The organism is Gilliamella sp. B2911 (assembly GCF_026536965.1).
Lineage (GTDB): Bacteria > Pseudomonadota > Gammaproteobacteria > Enterobacterales > Orbaceae > Gilliamella > Gilliamella apicola_E.
This window is the reverse complement of sequence record NZ_JAFNNA010000006.1, coordinates 38,442-54,696: the sequence shown is the minus strand read 5'-3', so window position 1 is coordinate 54,696 and position 16,255 is coordinate 38,442. Positions and strand designations below refer to the sequence as shown.

General features: G+C 34.9%; 16 protein-coding genes. 4 read left to right on the top strand and 12 right to left on the bottom strand.

Annotated elements, in window-relative coordinates; all coding sequences use genetic code 11:
• Positions 1–145: 145 nt before the first annotated feature.
• Genes rpsF through rplI form a run of 4 tightly spaced genes read left to right on the top strand, consistent with a single transcriptional unit; the run spans position 146 to position 1,528 of the window.
• Positions 146–529 carry a 30S ribosomal protein S6 gene (rpsF, locus tag J3U27_RS06835; protein WP_034882519.1) on the top strand — a complete coding sequence of 128 codons (384 nt, stop codon included), beginning with the start codon at positions 146–148 and terminating at the stop codon, positions 527–529.
• Entirely contained in the window at positions 513–824 is a 312-nt protein-coding gene (gene priB / locus J3U27_RS06830) for a primosomal replication protein N (protein ID WP_065563076.1), read from the top strand. Before rpsF ends, priB begins: the two co-directional genes overlap by 17 nt.
• A 4-nt stretch (positions 825–828) precedes the next feature.
• On the top strand, positions 829–1,056 hold the full coding sequence (rpsR, locus tag J3U27_RS06825) for a 30S ribosomal protein S18 (RefSeq protein WP_025314965.1): 228 nt from the start codon (positions 829–831) through the stop codon (positions 1,054–1,056).
• Positions 1,057–1,078: 22 nt separating this feature from the next.
• Positions 1,079–1,528 (top strand): 50S ribosomal protein L9, encoded by a 450-nt coding sequence (gene rplI / locus J3U27_RS06820; RefSeq protein ID WP_065563077.1) that lies wholly within the window; start codon positions 1,079–1,081, stop codon positions 1,526–1,528.
• Positions 1,529–1,646: 118 nt separating this feature from the next.
• Here rplI and celB read toward each other — a convergent pair whose 3' ends face one another.
• The 12 genes from celB to J3U27_RS06760 all read right to left on the bottom strand — a co-directional run bounded on the left by celB (position 1,647) and on the right by J3U27_RS06760 (position 15,913).
• The gene (gene celB, locus J3U27_RS06815) at positions 1,647–2,996 is read right to left on the bottom strand and encodes a PTS cellobiose transporter subunit IIC (RefSeq protein WP_267337484.1); all 1,350 of its coding nucleotides are present in this window, start codon (positions 2,994–2,996) and stop codon (positions 1,647–1,649) included.
• A gap of 14 nt (positions 2,997–3,010) precedes the next feature.
• Positions 3,011–3,508 carry a hypothetical protein gene (locus J3U27_RS06810; protein WP_065563079.1) on the bottom strand — a complete coding sequence of 166 codons (498 nt, stop codon included), beginning with the start codon at positions 3,506–3,508 and terminating at the stop codon, positions 3,011–3,013.
• 11 nt (positions 3,509–3,519) lie between these two features.
• The gene (locus tag J3U27_RS06805; protein ID WP_065563080.1) at positions 3,520–3,861 is read right to left on the bottom strand and encodes a PTS cellobiose transporter subunit IIA; all 342 of its coding nucleotides are present in this window, start codon (positions 3,859–3,861) and stop codon (positions 3,520–3,522) included.
• Positions 3,862–3,863: 2 nt separating this feature from the next.
• Positions 3,864–5,867, bottom strand: coding sequence for a BglG family transcription antiterminator (locus J3U27_RS06800; protein WP_267377110.1), 2,004 nt, complete (start codon positions 5,865–5,867; stop codon positions 3,864–3,866).
• 133 nt (positions 5,868–6,000) lie between these two features.
• Positions 6,001–6,318 (bottom strand): PTS cellobiose transporter subunit IIB, encoded by a 318-nt coding sequence (locus J3U27_RS06795; RefSeq protein ID WP_267377109.1) that lies wholly within the window; start codon positions 6,316–6,318, stop codon positions 6,001–6,003.
• 25 nt (positions 6,319–6,343) lie between these two features.
• Positions 6,344–7,774, bottom strand: a complete 1,431-nt coding sequence (locus tag J3U27_RS06790) for a 6-phospho-beta-glucosidase (protein ID WP_267377108.1) — start codon at positions 7,772–7,774, stop codon at positions 6,344–6,346.
• A gap of 152 nt (positions 7,775–7,926) precedes the next feature.
• Entirely contained in the window at positions 7,927–8,325 is a 399-nt protein-coding gene (locus tag J3U27_RS06785; protein WP_267377107.1) for an RNA polymerase sigma factor, read from the bottom strand.
• A complete protein-coding gene (locus tag J3U27_RS06780; RefSeq protein WP_267377106.1) occupies positions 8,304–8,465 on the bottom strand; it encodes a hypothetical protein in 162 nt (53 codons plus the stop codon). The genes J3U27_RS06785 and J3U27_RS06780 overlap by 22 nt, the downstream gene beginning before the upstream one ends.
• Positions 8,466–8,724: 259 nt before the next feature.
• The gene (locus J3U27_RS06775; RefSeq protein ID WP_065734374.1) at positions 8,725–9,009 is read right to left on the bottom strand and encodes a YciI family protein; all 285 of its coding nucleotides are present in this window, start codon (positions 9,007–9,009) and stop codon (positions 8,725–8,727) included.
• A gap of 128 nt (positions 9,010–9,137) precedes the next feature.
• Positions 9,138–9,365, bottom strand: a complete 228-nt coding sequence (locus J3U27_RS06770) for a ChaB family protein (RefSeq protein WP_267330175.1) — start codon at positions 9,363–9,365, stop codon at positions 9,138–9,140.
• A 211-nt stretch (positions 9,366–9,576) separates the two neighbouring features.
• Positions 9,577–10,572: an MDR family oxidoreductase gene (locus J3U27_RS06765; protein ID WP_267377105.1), complete on the bottom strand. Its 996-nt coding sequence runs from the start codon at positions 10,570–10,572 to the stop codon at positions 9,577–9,579.
• A 313-nt stretch (positions 10,573–10,885) separates the two neighbouring features.
• Positions 10,886–15,913 (bottom strand): autotransporter outer membrane beta-barrel domain-containing protein, encoded by a 5,028-nt coding sequence (locus J3U27_RS06760; RefSeq protein ID WP_267377104.1) that lies wholly within the window; start codon positions 15,911–15,913, stop codon positions 10,886–10,888.
• Between the last annotated feature and the right edge of the window lie 342 nt (positions 15,914–16,255).

Sequence of the window (16,255 nt, the reverse complement as noted above, 5' to 3'; positions counted from 1 at the left end):
TATTTTTATAACTTATTCATTTGTTAAAGAGATTAATTTGATATATAATGCGCCGTCGATTTCAACCGCTTAATTTTCATGTTCCTTGCTTTCAATGGGTTGCGGTTGCCCCGACAGAAAGCTGATTAATCCGTAGGGAGCGATAATGCGTCATTACGAAATTGTATTTATGGTTCACCCAGATCAAAGTGAACAAGTACCTGGTATGATTGAACGTTATACTGGTACATTAACCACTGATGGTGGAAAAATCCATCGTTTAGAAGATTGGGGTCGTCGCCAATTAGCCTATCCTATCGAAAAACTGCATAAAGCACACTATGTGTTAATGAATGTAGAAGCTACTCAAGAAGCAGTAAATGAACTTGAAGATAACTTCCGTTTCAATGATGCAGTAATTCGCAGTTTAATTATGCGCACAAAACACGCTGTAACTGAAACATCACCTATGCTAAAAGCTAAAGATGAACGTCGTAGTTCAGAAGAAGATTATAGCGATGTAAACATGGACGATGATTCAGAAGAATAATCGTTTAGTTTTGTCGGGCTTGGTTACCAAAACCCCGATAAAAAAAATGAGTCCCAGTGGGATTTTACACTGCCAGTTTTATTTAGAACACGTTTCTGAACAAATCGAAGCAGGATTCCCAAGACAAGCATGGTGCACAATGCCAGTTATTGTCAGTGGACAACAAGAGTTAAGTTACAGTATTAAAAAAGGCAGCAAAGTATTAGTAAGTGGCTTTATCAGCACACATACTAAACGAGATAAAACCAGTCAATTAGTTTTACATGCTGACCAAATTAAACTATTAGGAGAATAGCCAAATGGCACGTTATTTCCGTCGTCGCAAATTCTGCCGTTTTACAGCAGAAGGCGTTAAAGAAATTGATTATAAAGATGTTTCTTTATTAAAAAGCTATATCACAGAAAGTGGTAAAATTGTACCAAGCCGTATCACTGGTACTAGCGCAAAATATCAACGTCAATTAGCTCGCGCTATCAAACGCGCTCGTTACTTGGCATTATTACCATATACTGACAACCATCAGTAATTAGCAACAGAGGGAACATATAATGCAAATTATTCTACTCGATAAAGTTGCTAATTTAGGCAGCTTAGGTGATCAAGTTAATGTTAAAGCGGGTTATGCTCGTAACTTTTTAATTCCACAAGGTAAAGCAGTACCTGCGACTAAAAAGAATATTGAATTCTTTGAAGCGCGTCGTGCTGAATTAGAAGCAAAACTAGCAGAAACGTTAAAAGCCGCAGAAGAGCGCGTATCTGAAATCAATGCATTAGGTAAAGTAACTATTACTTCTAAAGCGGGTGATGAAGGTCGTCTATTCGGTTCAATTGGTACTCGTGATATCGCTGATGCAGTTAAAGCTCGTGGTATTCAAGTATCAAAAAGCGAAGTTCGCCTGCCAAATGGTGTATTACGTACTACTGGTGAACACGAAGTGTTATTCCAAGTACATAGCGAAGCTTTTGCTAAAATTATTGTTGAGATTATTCCTGAATAATCATCAGATAATAGCAATAAAAAAACCCGTTTACTATAACGGGTTTTTTATTATATCAATTTATTTTTTCTATCTATTACTACCTTAACAAGAATAATTCATTAAACGATTTTGTGACTTATTCTTCAGTTTGAACTTCTGTTTCTGATTTTACTTGTTCTTCTTTATAAAGTTTATTGTCGTACATTTTGACAAACGGCAAATAAATCACCAAAGCTAATATTGCTGAAAGTATCGCAACAAACATAGCACGATAATCACCACCGGTACCAATAAATGCCCCTAATCCCATTGGTGATGGCCACGGCACTAGCGCAATAATAGGATTCATAAAACCACTACTTATAGCAAAATAACCTAAAGTACCACAAGCCATTGGCGCTAATAAAAATGGTATGGCAAGATATGGGTTATAAACTATCGGCATACCAAAAATAATTGGCTCATTGATATTAAAGATTGCAGGAACTGCTGAGGCTCGACCTAAAATTTTCAATTGACTCGACTTAGCACAAAAAGCAATAAAGAATGTCATAAGAAGTGTAGAACCTGAACCACCTAAAATAACCAAAGAATTGTTAAACTCTCCCGCAAATGGAATATGAGCACCACCAACGTTTTCATTCATATTAGCCAGCATTATTGGTGTTATAAAAGCACCAATGATACTTGCACCATGAATACCTACAACCCAAAGCGCATGAATTAAAAATAAAATGACCATAATACCAAGCCAGCTTTTAGTCAAATTGGTTACAAAGGTAAATGGAACACCAATAATATCGAAAATATCAGTACCAAAGAAAATTAAAATACCGTTTAAAATAATAACTGTAAAAGCAATAACAAAGGTTGGAATTAGTGCAGTAAATGAGCGTGATACACCTAATGGAACGGTTTCAGGCATTTTAACCACCCAGTTACGACGTACACAGAGGAAATAAAGTTGAGTTGCCACAATAGCCATTACTATTGCAATAAAAATACCCGAAGTACCTAATCGGAAAACAAATGGTTGTAATCGTAATCCATTGAAGACTTCACTTTGGTCACTAAGTAATACCATAGAACCATTTTGTAGAACTAATTCCGGTAAAGTCATAACAAAAGCAAATACTGATAACATAGCACCATTAAGCGCATTCACTTTTAAACCGGTTTCTTCTTCCTCAATTTTGGTTAATTCATAACCAACTACAATATTAAAATAAAGCGCCAATATTCCCATTGTCGCTGTGTTCGCAATCATATAAAGATCGCTTACTTTGAAAATGGTATTTTGGAAAAGAGTTTCTAATCCAGTAAATGTCATTGGTAATGTATTAAATACTAAAAACATCGACCCAACGATACAAAAAGGAACTGATGCCATCCCCGCTGCCATTACTGCCCTTACAATCTTAAACTGCGATATTTTAGCCATCGGAGTCATTAGATATTTTTGTAGCAACACAAATCCGGTATTCATTTTGTTTTCCTCATTTAATTAATGATTTCTTGATAAGCTTGAATTCTTTTAAAATGTTTATCCTCATTACGTTCGATTTTTTTCAATTTTATTAATATAAGAATTGTAAAAACTAAACTTGTTAACATTATTCCCAATAGTATGTTTATGGCCTCTTGTGAATTTTTTAAGAATGGAAAGAAAAAGTGAAATAATGGAGTGAATATCGAAACAATTAACGCAATGATAGATATCAACATTATTTGATAAAATAAACTTGCATAGCGTAGATGGTTTTTATGATTTCGATAAAGTTTAATTTGCTCAAAACTGGTTAGCGTAGCAAGTATTATGAGCATAATAGGTAGCACGATAGCTATAGATAAACTTCCCATCAAAAAAACTGCCCAATAGAGATTTATAAACAAAAAAAATGCTGTAGCATAACGAACCGCTAAAAAGCGATTAAAATAGAGGTTAGTCAAACTAACTTTTTTATGTAATTTAAGTTGGCTTTCTAGTGGTGTATTCATCTCAAACCTCTTTATTGATTTGATAACTTATATGTTTGTTGATATAGATGGGACATCTCAATAGCAATTTCTCTCAATGTCATCGTCGTCATCAAATGATCTTGAGCATGAACCATAATGATTTCCATCTCAATTTTAGTGCCACTTGCATAAGATTGAAGCAATTCAGTTTGAGATTTATGTGCTTCTAAAATCTCATGATTGGCTTCTTCAAGTAACTGCGTTGCTTGTTCGAAATTAGCCTCTCTCATCGCTTTAAATGCAAGGTGAATTTTGGTTTTGGCATTACCACTATGCAAAATAATATTGAAAGCAGTAATTTGAATATCCTCCGAGCTCATTATGTCAGTCATTGCTACGCTCCTTTTTCAATTAGTTGGATAAAGTAAGATTTGAATTGATTAAAATCGGTAATTTTTAACATTGCATCTTGCATAGCTAAATCATCAATTAAATTGACAATCGCTTTGGTCATCATAGCTAAGTTGGAATTTTGGTATATTGATGGAGAAATCATAAAAATAAACTTAACATCTTGATAATTTATATCCCAACTCACACCTTGAGGCATAACAGCAATCGCTATTTTGGCTATCTTACCTACTGGAATAGCTGGATGAGGAACCACTATGGTTGGACTAAAGATTATTTCACCTAACGCCATCCTTTTTTCCATCTGTTTTTTCATCTCTTGCTTAAAGTTCTTTGATTCATTGATAGATAATAAATCAAGCAAATGATCCAACACGGCTTGTTTAGATGGTTTATTGGGACACAAGTAAAAAAAATCAGCAGCAATTTCATCAAATACTTGAGCTATATATTTTGAATGATTCTGTTTTTTATCATCAATTGGTAAGAAATTTTTGGGTAATGAATTGGGGGTTTGTCTATGAGAAAGATATCGGCGAATTGCTTGAACATCTTCCTCACAAAAAAATACAGAGACATGAAATACTGGTACTTTAAATACTTTGGATGATAAATCGACAGAAGAAATAATAAAATCGATATCATTTAACATCCCTTGTTCTATTTCATAATAACCACGTGTTGCTATAATTTTTACTCGCTCATCAAATTCACTTTCTACTCGATTTTTAAGTAATTGTGCACTACCAAGCCCCGTTGCGCAGATAATTAATACTTTAGCTTTCTGTTCATTTTTTAATTTTTCCAGTGATGCTAAAAAATGAAGTGCTAAATATCCCCACTCATCATCAATGACGTCATATTTATTTAAATTGGGTAGTTGATTGAAATAATGTTTAACTAACCCAAAAACTTCACCATATTGGCTTTTAATTTCATCTATTAGAGGATTTTCTAATTTTATATTCTGTGCTAAACGCACAAGCATTGGTTTTAAATGCTGAATTAACCCATTTTTCAACTGTTCATCATGCCAAAAAGGATAGCCTGTTTCTTGTTCAATTTTTAAAAGTAAATTAGTTAATAAAGCGCCAAGTTCTTCATCAAGATCGTCTTGGATTAAATTTGATTTACTCATCAAATGTAGCGTAAGGTACATTTGCTCTTCTTTAGGAAAATGAAAACCAATTATCGATTCAATACGAGCGATGATTCGATTAGCAACTTGATATTCAATAGCTGAATCAGCTGAAACAAGTAAATCAAGATTTTGGATTGTAAGCCCCGACTGCAAACGTTTAATACTTAATGACAAATGTAGGACTATATTTTGAATCATTACATCAGATAATTTGATATTCGCTTCACGACACTCATCTAAAATAATGATAGTTAAGGTATCAAAGCTAATTGCTTCACATGCTTGATTAAAATAGGATAAATGGTGTAAAAAATTGATTGAATCCTCATGAAAAAAGTAACTCATAATAAAATGACGTTTAGCTTTTTCTTCACCATCAACATAAATTAAAGAATGGCTTTTTTTAAGCGTGAGTTCATAAGGTTGTAATTGGGACTTAATTTCCGTAATATCTTTATTCAATTGGGATGAGCTAATAAATAGCTGTTCAGATAATGCTTCAACATCAATTTTTTGGCTTTCAAGTAATAATAAATTAAGGATATAGTGCTTTCGTTCACTTGCTTCCCGGCATTGGGATTTCTCAATATTTTTATCTAATAAATGATATTCAATCAAAAATAAATTAAATGCAGTTCGATCTAATATTTCAAGTTGAAAACCATAGCCTTGTTTACTAACAATATTACCGCCATTGCGTTCTATTAATGTTTTTAAATCTTTAAGATAGGTACGTACAGTACGATCTGATAACGATAATTCCTCCGCGAGTTCTTGACTACTTTTAAATCCATTTTTAGAACGAATTAATAAACTAATAAGTTCTCGTTGTTTTTGTTTTATCATTATCTACTATACCTTAACTATTAATGAGAATTATCCTAAAAGATCAAGTCATTAAAATATAAGCTACTTCTATGATGCGATTATTAAACTAAACAATCGCATCAAGAACGGTAGAACTCAGATTTGCCTAAATTTAATTAATATTGTCCTCAACTAATTTAGCTAGTTGTTCAATACCAGATTGAATTGGAATATAAGCCTGAAAAGGAATACTCACAACAGGTTTACCCACTTCATCACCAAATGCTTTTAATTTATCAAACATCATCATGGTTTGTGGACTAATTAAAAACAGTGAAAAATCACTATTTTTAATTTTATTACTACCTTCAGTTGCAGATACCGCATCAAGTTCAATAGGTACATTTTTACTAGCAAAAAATTCAGTTACCTTTTTGGCCATAAGCGATGATGACATGCCAGCTGCACAAATAATTAACGCTTTTTTCATAACTTCTCCTAATGAATTTAAATCGTTATAAGGTTTCACCATTTGACTCAATGACTTTTTTATACCAAGCAAATGAATCTTTACGGCTACGTTTTAAGGTTCCATTACCTTTATTGTCTTTATCAACATAAATAAAGCCGTAACGTTTTTCCATTTCACCGGTTCCAGCTGACACTAAATCAATACAACCCCATGGAGTATATCCCATCAAATCTACACCATCTTCTTCAACCGCTAACTTCATTTGTTTAATATGTTCTCGAAGATATTCAATACGATAACTATCATGAATACTTCCATCAGCTTCAACTTTATCATATGCACCAAATCCATTTTCCACAATGAAAAGCGGTAAATGATACATATCAGTTAGCCAATTTAATGTGTAGCGCAAACCTTCCGGATCGATCTGCCACCCCCAATCAGATTTTTTAACGTATTGATTACCAATTAAATCGGTTTTTTCATTATATTCATAGTTATCTGATTTTTTTCTAATCGCATTAGACATGTAATAACTAAAACCAATGTAATCGACTGTACCGTTTTCTAATACTTCGAGATCTTGGCTTGTCACGTCTAATTTAAAGCCTTTGCGTTGCCAGTATTTGATAATATGATTAGGATATTGACCATGAACATGAACATCAGTAAAGAAATACTTACGTTCCATGACTTTTTGAGCCATTAAGATATCACCTGGTTTACAGGTTTCCGGATAGATTGGCACAACGGCAATCATACAACCAATTTGAAAATCAGGATTGATAGCATGACCTATTTGCACCGCTTTTGCACTAGCAACCAATTCATAATGTGCCGCTTGATACATTATTTGTTCACGATTATCGCCAGCTTTATAGTAGATACCAGAGTTAGTAAACGGTGCAAAGTCTTCATCAAAATTGGCTTGATTATTGATTTCATTAAACGTCATCCAATATTTAACTTTATTTTTGTAACGATCAAAGCAAACCTCTGCAAAGCGCACAAAGAAATCAATTAATTTACGATTACGAAAACCGCCATATTCGGTAACTAAATAATAAGGTAATTCAAAGTGCGAAAGGGTAACAACCGGCTCAATATTATATTTTAAACATTCATCGAAAAGATCATCATAAAACTTCAACCCTTCTTCATTTGGTGCAAGCTCATCACCTTTCGGGAAGATTCGAGTCCAAGCAATCGAAGTTCGAAAACATTTAAACCCCATTTCAGCGAAGAGTTTAATATCATCTTTATAATGATGATAAAAGTCGATAGCCTCGTGATTAGGATAATACTCACCAGGAATGATTCCTTCGGTAATTTTTCGATAACTTTTAGGCGATCCAACAGTCATCACATCGGCAACACTAGGCCCCTTACCACCAGCTTGCCAAGCACCCTCTAATTGATGAGCAGCAACCGCACCACCCCATAAAAAATCTTTTGGTAAACCTTTATTATTCATAATCAAGCACCTGTATTATTAAGAATTCAAGTTAAGTATAAAAGGAAAAAAATCGAATTACGAACCAATATTTTCCGTATTGATAAGGAAAATAGATATGCATTGCTGGAATGTCCTAAACATAATTAGGACATATTTAGAACAGTATCAACTTATCTTAAAAGATAATTTAGATAGGTTTTTGAATCCAACTTTTCTTTTATAATCATTCTTGCTCGATGCAATCTGCTTTTTACTGCCTCAATAGTGATACCCAATTTTTCAGCAACTTCGGGTGCACTATATTCTTCAATATCGCGCAAAATTAATACTTGACGATAGATGAATGGTAACGAACCAATAGCATTGGTTAAATCAATATGCAGACTCAAATCTGTATTTTGCATAGCGATGTTTTCTAGATTAAATTCACTATTAATACTTTTTGATTGTCTAGCTCTAAATAATCGATAACACTCCCTTTCAATAATTCGAAATAACCAGCTGGCGAAAGTCGCTATTGTTTTCAATGTGCCAATTTTTCTATACATTAGCCAAAGAGCGATTTGCACAGCATCTTCAACATCTTCAGCTGAAGAACAAGTTCGCCTAGCAAACCTTTATCAGGTTGGCAAAGGATAAGTAGTTGTTCTAAAGCTTGTTTATTGCCCATACAAGCCGCTTGAATGAGTTTTTCGTTTTTTAGGTTCATATAATTTAATTATTGTGAATTTTTTAATTTTGTTATGCTAAAAGTATCATTTCCTAAGACTTTTAAATAACATTTATTTGATTATATAGAGGATGAATAGTGGCAAAAGGATTCATAAAAATTTGCAATTTTAGATATTGATTAAATCTGCGTGCGGATTATGACGATCAATTAGTCGAGCAAATTCCTATCATATTTATGAAATTTTGAAGATATCACTAAATTGAATATTTAAGCTTGAATATTCAATTGGTAAGTATTAAATAAATGCTTCAAATCCGTTGGCATATTTAGTCGGTACAAATTCAATTATGTCGTACTCGGCAATTTGATAAATATAAAACGGATCTTCTTGCATTATTGCTAGTGCTTGTTCTTTACTTTCTGCACGACAAAGAATCACCCCACCAGTACGAGGAACTTTGCGACCAGAAGCAATAAAATGCCCTGATTGATAATGACGTTCTAGATAATCGATATGTTGCGGTAAGTATTTTTCTACTTCACTAATGGATTTCAGGTAGGTAAGAGAGAAAATAAACATTTTAATGTCTCCATTTAAAAAATAATAAGCCAACCATATATGTTGGCTTTGATTATACTAGTTTTTATTGAGCATAAATCATACACTATTATGAGAATGTTAAAAAAAAGTATACATCGTTAAAATTACTATTTTGCAACCCATTTGCCGTTTTCATCTTTATGATAAAGCTTTTCAACCGCTGACCAAGCAACACGAAAAGCAACTTGCTCTGGTGAACTATTGTCTCGTCGTTTTTTAGGATCTTGATACTCTTTTATGGCACTATTGAATGCTTCTTTAAAAATATCTTGAGCATGGACAGGTAAAACATGTCGAACAGATTCTGGTAAGTCATCTCGTGTTTGATAAGGCATATCACATTCCCCTATTTAAAATACTCAAATAAAATTAATCATTCTAAACAGTCATTGCGAATTTTACTTTCAAAACAGCTAAAAGTAAATTTAGTCTGATATTATAGGAAATACAAGAATTATTACACAATCAATTGTGTTAATTTTTATCTGAATAGATCTAGGTACTAATAAAGTGGTGTAAAATGACACCACTTTATTGCATATTGATTTACTTATTTACATCAACCACAAAGCGACCTTTAATTTTACTTGCGATCATCTTATTTGCCACTTCAATGCATTCATTTAATGCAATAGTCTGGGCGATATGAGAATACAGCTTTTCATCCATGTTTTCTGCTATTAATTGCCAAGCAGCTATTCGTTTATCATAACTAGCCATCACACTATCCACACCAGCTAATGTCACTCCTCGTAAAATAAACGGTGCAACCGTTGCAGGGAAATCCATACCTTGCGCAAGACCACAACAAGCAACAATACCACCATATTGAGTTTGTGCACAAATATTGGCTAATGTATAAGAGCCAACCACGTCGATTGCTGCAGACCATAACTCTTTTTGTAACGGTCGATTAGGCTCTTTCAAAGATTGACCATCAATAATTTCGACAGTACCAAGTTTATGCAGATAATCTTCATCTGCCACTTTGCTAGTGGAGGCAGCAACCTGATAACCTAATTTACTCAATAACGCGACAGCAACTGAACCTACACCGCCTGTCGCTCCCGTAACTAAAATCTTGCCATCTTCTGGTTTAACGCCAAAATCAATAATGCGTTTCACACATAATGCCGCTGTATATCCCGCCGTGCCAAGCACCATGGATTGATAAGGAGTCATATTTTTCGGTAATGGAATTAACCATTCTGATTTTAAATAGGCATATTGCCCTAAACATCCCCAGTGCGTTTCACCACATCCCCAACCATTCAAGATGACAATATCCCCTTTTTGATAGTGACCATTTGCACATTCAATGACACTACCCACGCCATCAATGCCCGGTATCATTGGCCATTGTCTTACAACCGGGCTTTTGTTAGTCAGTGCTAACGCATCTTTATAGTTGATACTTGAATAGTGGACTTGGATTAGTGTGTCGCCTTGTTGAGCAAGTAATTGTTGTTGAGGTACGGCTTTTATTGAATGGGTAAAACCGTGAGTATCATTTTTTTCTAATACTATCGCTTTGAATGACATGGTTATTCCTTATTACGTTTGGCAGTATAAGATTTGCTAATTTACTCAATAGGTCGATCAGCAAGTCAATTAACAGGCTGATTTTGTGTAACTAGACAATTGATCTAAAAATTATAGACCAACTGTCTTGTCTATTGCAATCAATATCATTCAATCTATTAGATACGTAAAAAATGGTATTAACTGTTTTTATCAATGTGGTTAATTTTAAGGTCAATTCTTCTAGCATAAATTTGTAAGATTGTTTTCATATAAAAAACCGATATTTGTTAAGATCACATAATATCGGTTTAGTCTGTGTTTATTACGCTATTTACCAGTTAGCTTTGATGCCTATTGAACCATTGATTGGAGCTTTTACTCGGGCATTTCCACCATTTGACCAAATATGACCCAATTCGCCATAGGCGGTTAATTGATTATTAATGTCAAAACTTCCACCAATAGCCAATTCGGTACTGGTGTGTGAAGCTCCACTTCTGATTGATGTTGTGTAACTCGATGTAGCAAAATGTGTATGATCATCTCCGTTCGGCGAATAGAATAGGTTTGCTCTTGCATAGGGACGTAAAGTGCCTAGGTCAAGGTCAACTTCGTTTTCGACTCTACCCCCAATACGGAATAGCCAAGCATTATTGTTACTGTGTTTGACTGTTGTGTTACCTTTTATATGGCTTTTATCCAGATCAAGCCATTGGTGTATAATTTGTGCTTGAGGTTCTAGCTTCCAACCATTATCAAATAACGTAAAAGGTTTACCAAATTCGACTGAAGCGGTGCCGCCATAACCTTTTTGTTTGCTGTCGGCGTTACTGTTTGGTTTGATATTGACTTTATGTCGAGCCGCTTGCAAGACGAGATCGACATAACTTCCGTCATCATGGTTATATGTACTATAAGCACCGATAAAATACGTGTTCGTGGTATTTTTTCCAACATGTCCATTTACACCACTGGCAAACCCGTTAACTTTTAAATCACCGTAGAGATAACCCCAATAAGCACCAAAACGCCAATGATTAGTCTGCCAGATATCACTACCTAATTGTAAACCGGTGTGATTTCCTTTGCTGTGAGTATTCAATACGCCATTTTGTTTTATATCGTTGCGTGCAGCAATGGTTCTACCCCACGTGTTTGTCTCTTCGTTGGTTGGTGTATTACCAATGCGCTGATGTAGATTGCTGAGCATGATAATATCAGCTTGGCGTAATTGTTCACCAACAGCTGAATAGAGCGGTACTTGTTTTCGATAGGTTATGCGTCGGTTATTGATATTCGTTTTATCTTCTTGTTCATGATTTGAACCAATAATATGGTTTAAGTCATTATTATTTTCTTTATTGCCCGATTGATGATTGTTGTTCGAATCATTATTGGTTTTATCTTTATTTTGATCTTCAGATTCTTTCTTCAAATAGGAGCGTAAATACCAATTTTCGTTTTGCTTATTCAGATCCCCTTTATAAAGATAATATTCGTAGGCACCGGCTTCTAAATGTCCACCTTGAAGATTGAAAGCATCATTAGTGCTGCTTCCTGTTACATTCACAATTTTAATGCCGTTTGTGTTTGTGGTGTCAGCCCCAATCCCATTGACATTATTTATCTGTATTTGTGTTTTTCCAGTGACATGACCATTCACATTTAATCTATCGGTATCGCTTTCGCTGCCTTGTACAACAGTATCCAGTATTAATTTACCATTGTTGCCGACATAGTCACCGTTGATGATTAAATTTTCCCCAGCATTTGCATTACTAAGCGTAATGGTGCCTGCATTATTCACATTACCGTTTACCGTTGCTTGATTTAATGATCTTTGTAATTTTAAAACCGCATCCGAGTTTAGGTTGAGGTTTTGTGTATCTAAATCACCGGTTAATGTAAAAGTTACCGCTTGTCCCACATTGATGTTTTCCCAATTAAGAACAGAAACATCGCCAATACGTCCTGTACTTGTTGATGATCCCGTCAGATTTTGGTAAAGATTGAGTGTATCGGTTGAAGTTGATTGTGCATTACGAGTCACATCACTACCACCATCAATAATGGTGAGATCGGTCACATTTGCATTTTTATGAATGGTCAGCGTATTATTACCTGTGCCAAGCTGAATTAGTCCACTGACTTTTGAACCATCATTTAGGGTAATGATCGCATCACTAATTTCATTTTTGATTGATGCGCCTATTACGGCTGAAACATCTGCCCCCGCATTGAGATTTAGATAGGTTTTTGTCCCTACGTTGCCTGATGAATAGATACCCGCACCAGGCCGGCTAAGTTGGTTTTCTCCCTTACCAATTACTGTACCAGCGATATCAATTCTGGTAAAGCCTGTCCCGTTGTTGGTGACATTAATCCCACTATTTAGTCCAATGATGCTACCCGCTGTTTGCGATAAGATGAGATCACTCGATGTGTTGCCATTTTTCACTAATATTCCTGATCCATTGTCACCATTGACTTTCCCCGATACGGTAACGGATGAAAAACCGGTACCTAAATTAGTCACATTAATCCCATTCTCCGAGCTGGTTATGCTACTTGTTGACTTCTGATCAATATAGAGATGTTGAGCATTATTTTTATTCGAGGCAGAGATCGCATCGCCGTGTCCTGCTTTAATGTTCCCTTCAACAGTAATGGTTGTCGATCCCTGTCCTTGGTTAGTCAGATTGACACCATTTTTACTTCCCTGAATATTTGCATGATTTTGAAGCGAAAAGGTTAAATCTTTGGTTGTTGTGTCATTTGCTACAATTAATGCATCTAAAGAATGACTTATGACGCTTCCATTAATGTTAATAGAGGTTGAGCCATGACCTTTATTGACTAAATTGATACCATTAAGTTGTCCTTGAATAGTGGCATTATTATCAAGTATGACCGATAAATCTTGAGCAGTTGTATGATTTGAAGCAACGACCGCATCAAAAGTTGAACCGGTTACATTTCCGCTTAATGTTATATATGATGAACCTTGCCCTTTGTTGGTAATATTGATACCGTTTTTTTTGCCTGTAATGTCACCGCCTATATGATTTATCTTCATATTTTGGGTTTTTACATCGTTAACGGCATATAATCCATCGTATTGTGCACCCGTTACTGATCCTAAAGTAGTAATGTTAGTGTCACCAAGCCCGTTGTTTGCCATATTGATACCATTTAATTCACCATAAATATCCCCAGATGATTGCTTAACGGTTAGATCATGTGATTTCGCGCCGTTTAACGCGTACATACCATCATTATTTTGACCTTTTATTGTGCCAGCGGTTGAAATTGAGGTCGATCCATTCCCATGATTTGCAATGTTGATCCCATTTTTATTCCCTTTAATGCTTCCAGCGGATTGATTAATGGTTAAATGTTGGGTATTGGATTGATTTGCTGAATATAAACCGTCATTTTGATTGCCAATCACTTCGCCTGATGTGTTGATTGTGGTTGAGCCTTTTCCGCTATTGGCCATATTAATGCCGTTTAAATTACCGTTTATTTTTCCTTGTTCTTGATTGACGGTAATGTTTTGCGTATTGATATCATTAAAAGCATACATACCATCGTTATTTTTACCAATTATTTCACCCGATGTCGTAATTTGGGTCGAACCGTTCCCTTTATTTGCCATGTTAATACCATTCTTATTACCTTGAATGCTACCGTCAGATTGTTCTACGATAATGTTTTGAGTGGTATTTTCATTAATTGCATACATGCCATCACTTAGGTTGCCTATCACAGTTCCTTTAGTTGTGATAAATGTTGAGCCTTTCCCTTTATTTGCAAGATTAATGCCATTTAAATTACCATTGATTTTTCCGCTGTTTTGTTTAATGGTTAGATCTTGCGTGTTGGCATCATTAGCCACATACATACCATCATTCTGATCGCCAATGACATCACCAACGGAATTGATGGTGGTTGATCCGTTTCCATGATTGGCAAGATTGATACCATTAAGTTTACCATGCACAGTACCGCCTGATTGATGTACAATTAGATCTTGACTGCTATTGCCGTTAATGGAATAGAGCCCATCATTTTCAGTACCAATAATTTCACCTAATGTGGTGATATAGGTTGAACCTTTACCATTATTCGCCATATTGATGCCATTTCTCTTACCTTGAATTTTTCCTGCTAATTGATTGAGAGTAAGATCATGAGCGTTGGTATCATTGGTGTTGAATAGCCCGTCATCTTGATCACCAATGACATTACCAGAGGTCGTGACAAGTGTTGAACCACGACCATAATTATTCATGTTAATGCCGTTGGTAGTACCATGAATAGTGCCTTCTATTTGATTGACGGTGAGATCTTCTGTTTGTTCATAGTTAATGATAAACATTCCATTTGTGGTTTGGCCTTCAATATTTCCAGACGCATTAACCAAGGTTGAGCCTATACCGTCGTTAATAATACTTGCACCATTTGAGTATCCTTTGATACTACTGCCCTTCATTTGTGTAACGTTTATATCTTTGGCGGTTTTATCGTTATGTACGTAAATTCCTTCATTGTGGGCACCAATGACTTCGCCAGAGGTTGTGACAGTTGTCGATCCAAGCCCGCTATTGTTTGCATAAATTCCGTTGGCGCCGCCAGATATACTACCTACTAGTTGTATAACTTTAAGATCCTTTGAATTCTTATCATTATTAGCTTGTATTCCGTTAGATTGCTCACCGACAACCTGTCCAGATGTGGTGAGTGTTGTGGTTCCATTACCTTTATTTTCGACTTCAATACCATTATTTTTGCCTTGAATAGTACTGTTAGCCATTTGTGTGACTTTTAAATCTTTTGTAGTATCAGTGTTTTTTACGACAAGTCCATTATCCGATTTTCCTGTTATGACACCTGACAGCATGATATTACTTGAACCAATACCGCCGTGAGAAATGTTTACACCACTATTTTGACCGGTTATTGAGCCAGCAGCTTGGTTAAAGGTGAGATCAGTAGTGTTGGTATCAGTTGATAAGTCGTATCCATCACTTGCGTTTTCAATGTCGTTTGATATTGTAATGATTTTTGTGGTAGCAAAGGGACTGATACCGGCACGTTGATTAATAAAATTTTGTTGATATTTGTCATTGTATGACAAGTTTAATGATTGATTGATGATGCTCTTTTGAATAGGTATGTCATTTTTTAAATCGTTGGCTGTGTCATTTGCATAGCTGTTAGATGTTAACACAGAAGTTAAACTAACGACTGTCAGCAAATTAACCGAAAAACTTTTACCTTTTGATTGAGTTTTTTCCGAAGTCGGAACATAACTTTGACGAACTGCATTCCAGATAAGCTTATAGACTTTGTTCATTATTTCCTCTCACTTAATCAGAGATGATTCTATTTATGTAAAATATAGCTTTTAATTGAAGATGCTGTTAGAGATTAACCAAATGAAAACTGATCCTTCATTTAAGAAGACAAAAAATAACCTATTGAAAATTAAAAATATTATTTAAAGACATTTATGAATACAAATAAAATAGCTTTATTTACAAATAAAATGGTGTCACAAAGTACAGGGTGGAGAGATTAACTATTGAAATTATCGATTTTTGCTTAACTAGCTAATTCGACAATTCGTTTTTATTTGTATCATATTGCCTAAAGATAGGCAATCGAAATAATGCAAAGTGTCTTTTGATGGTCGTTA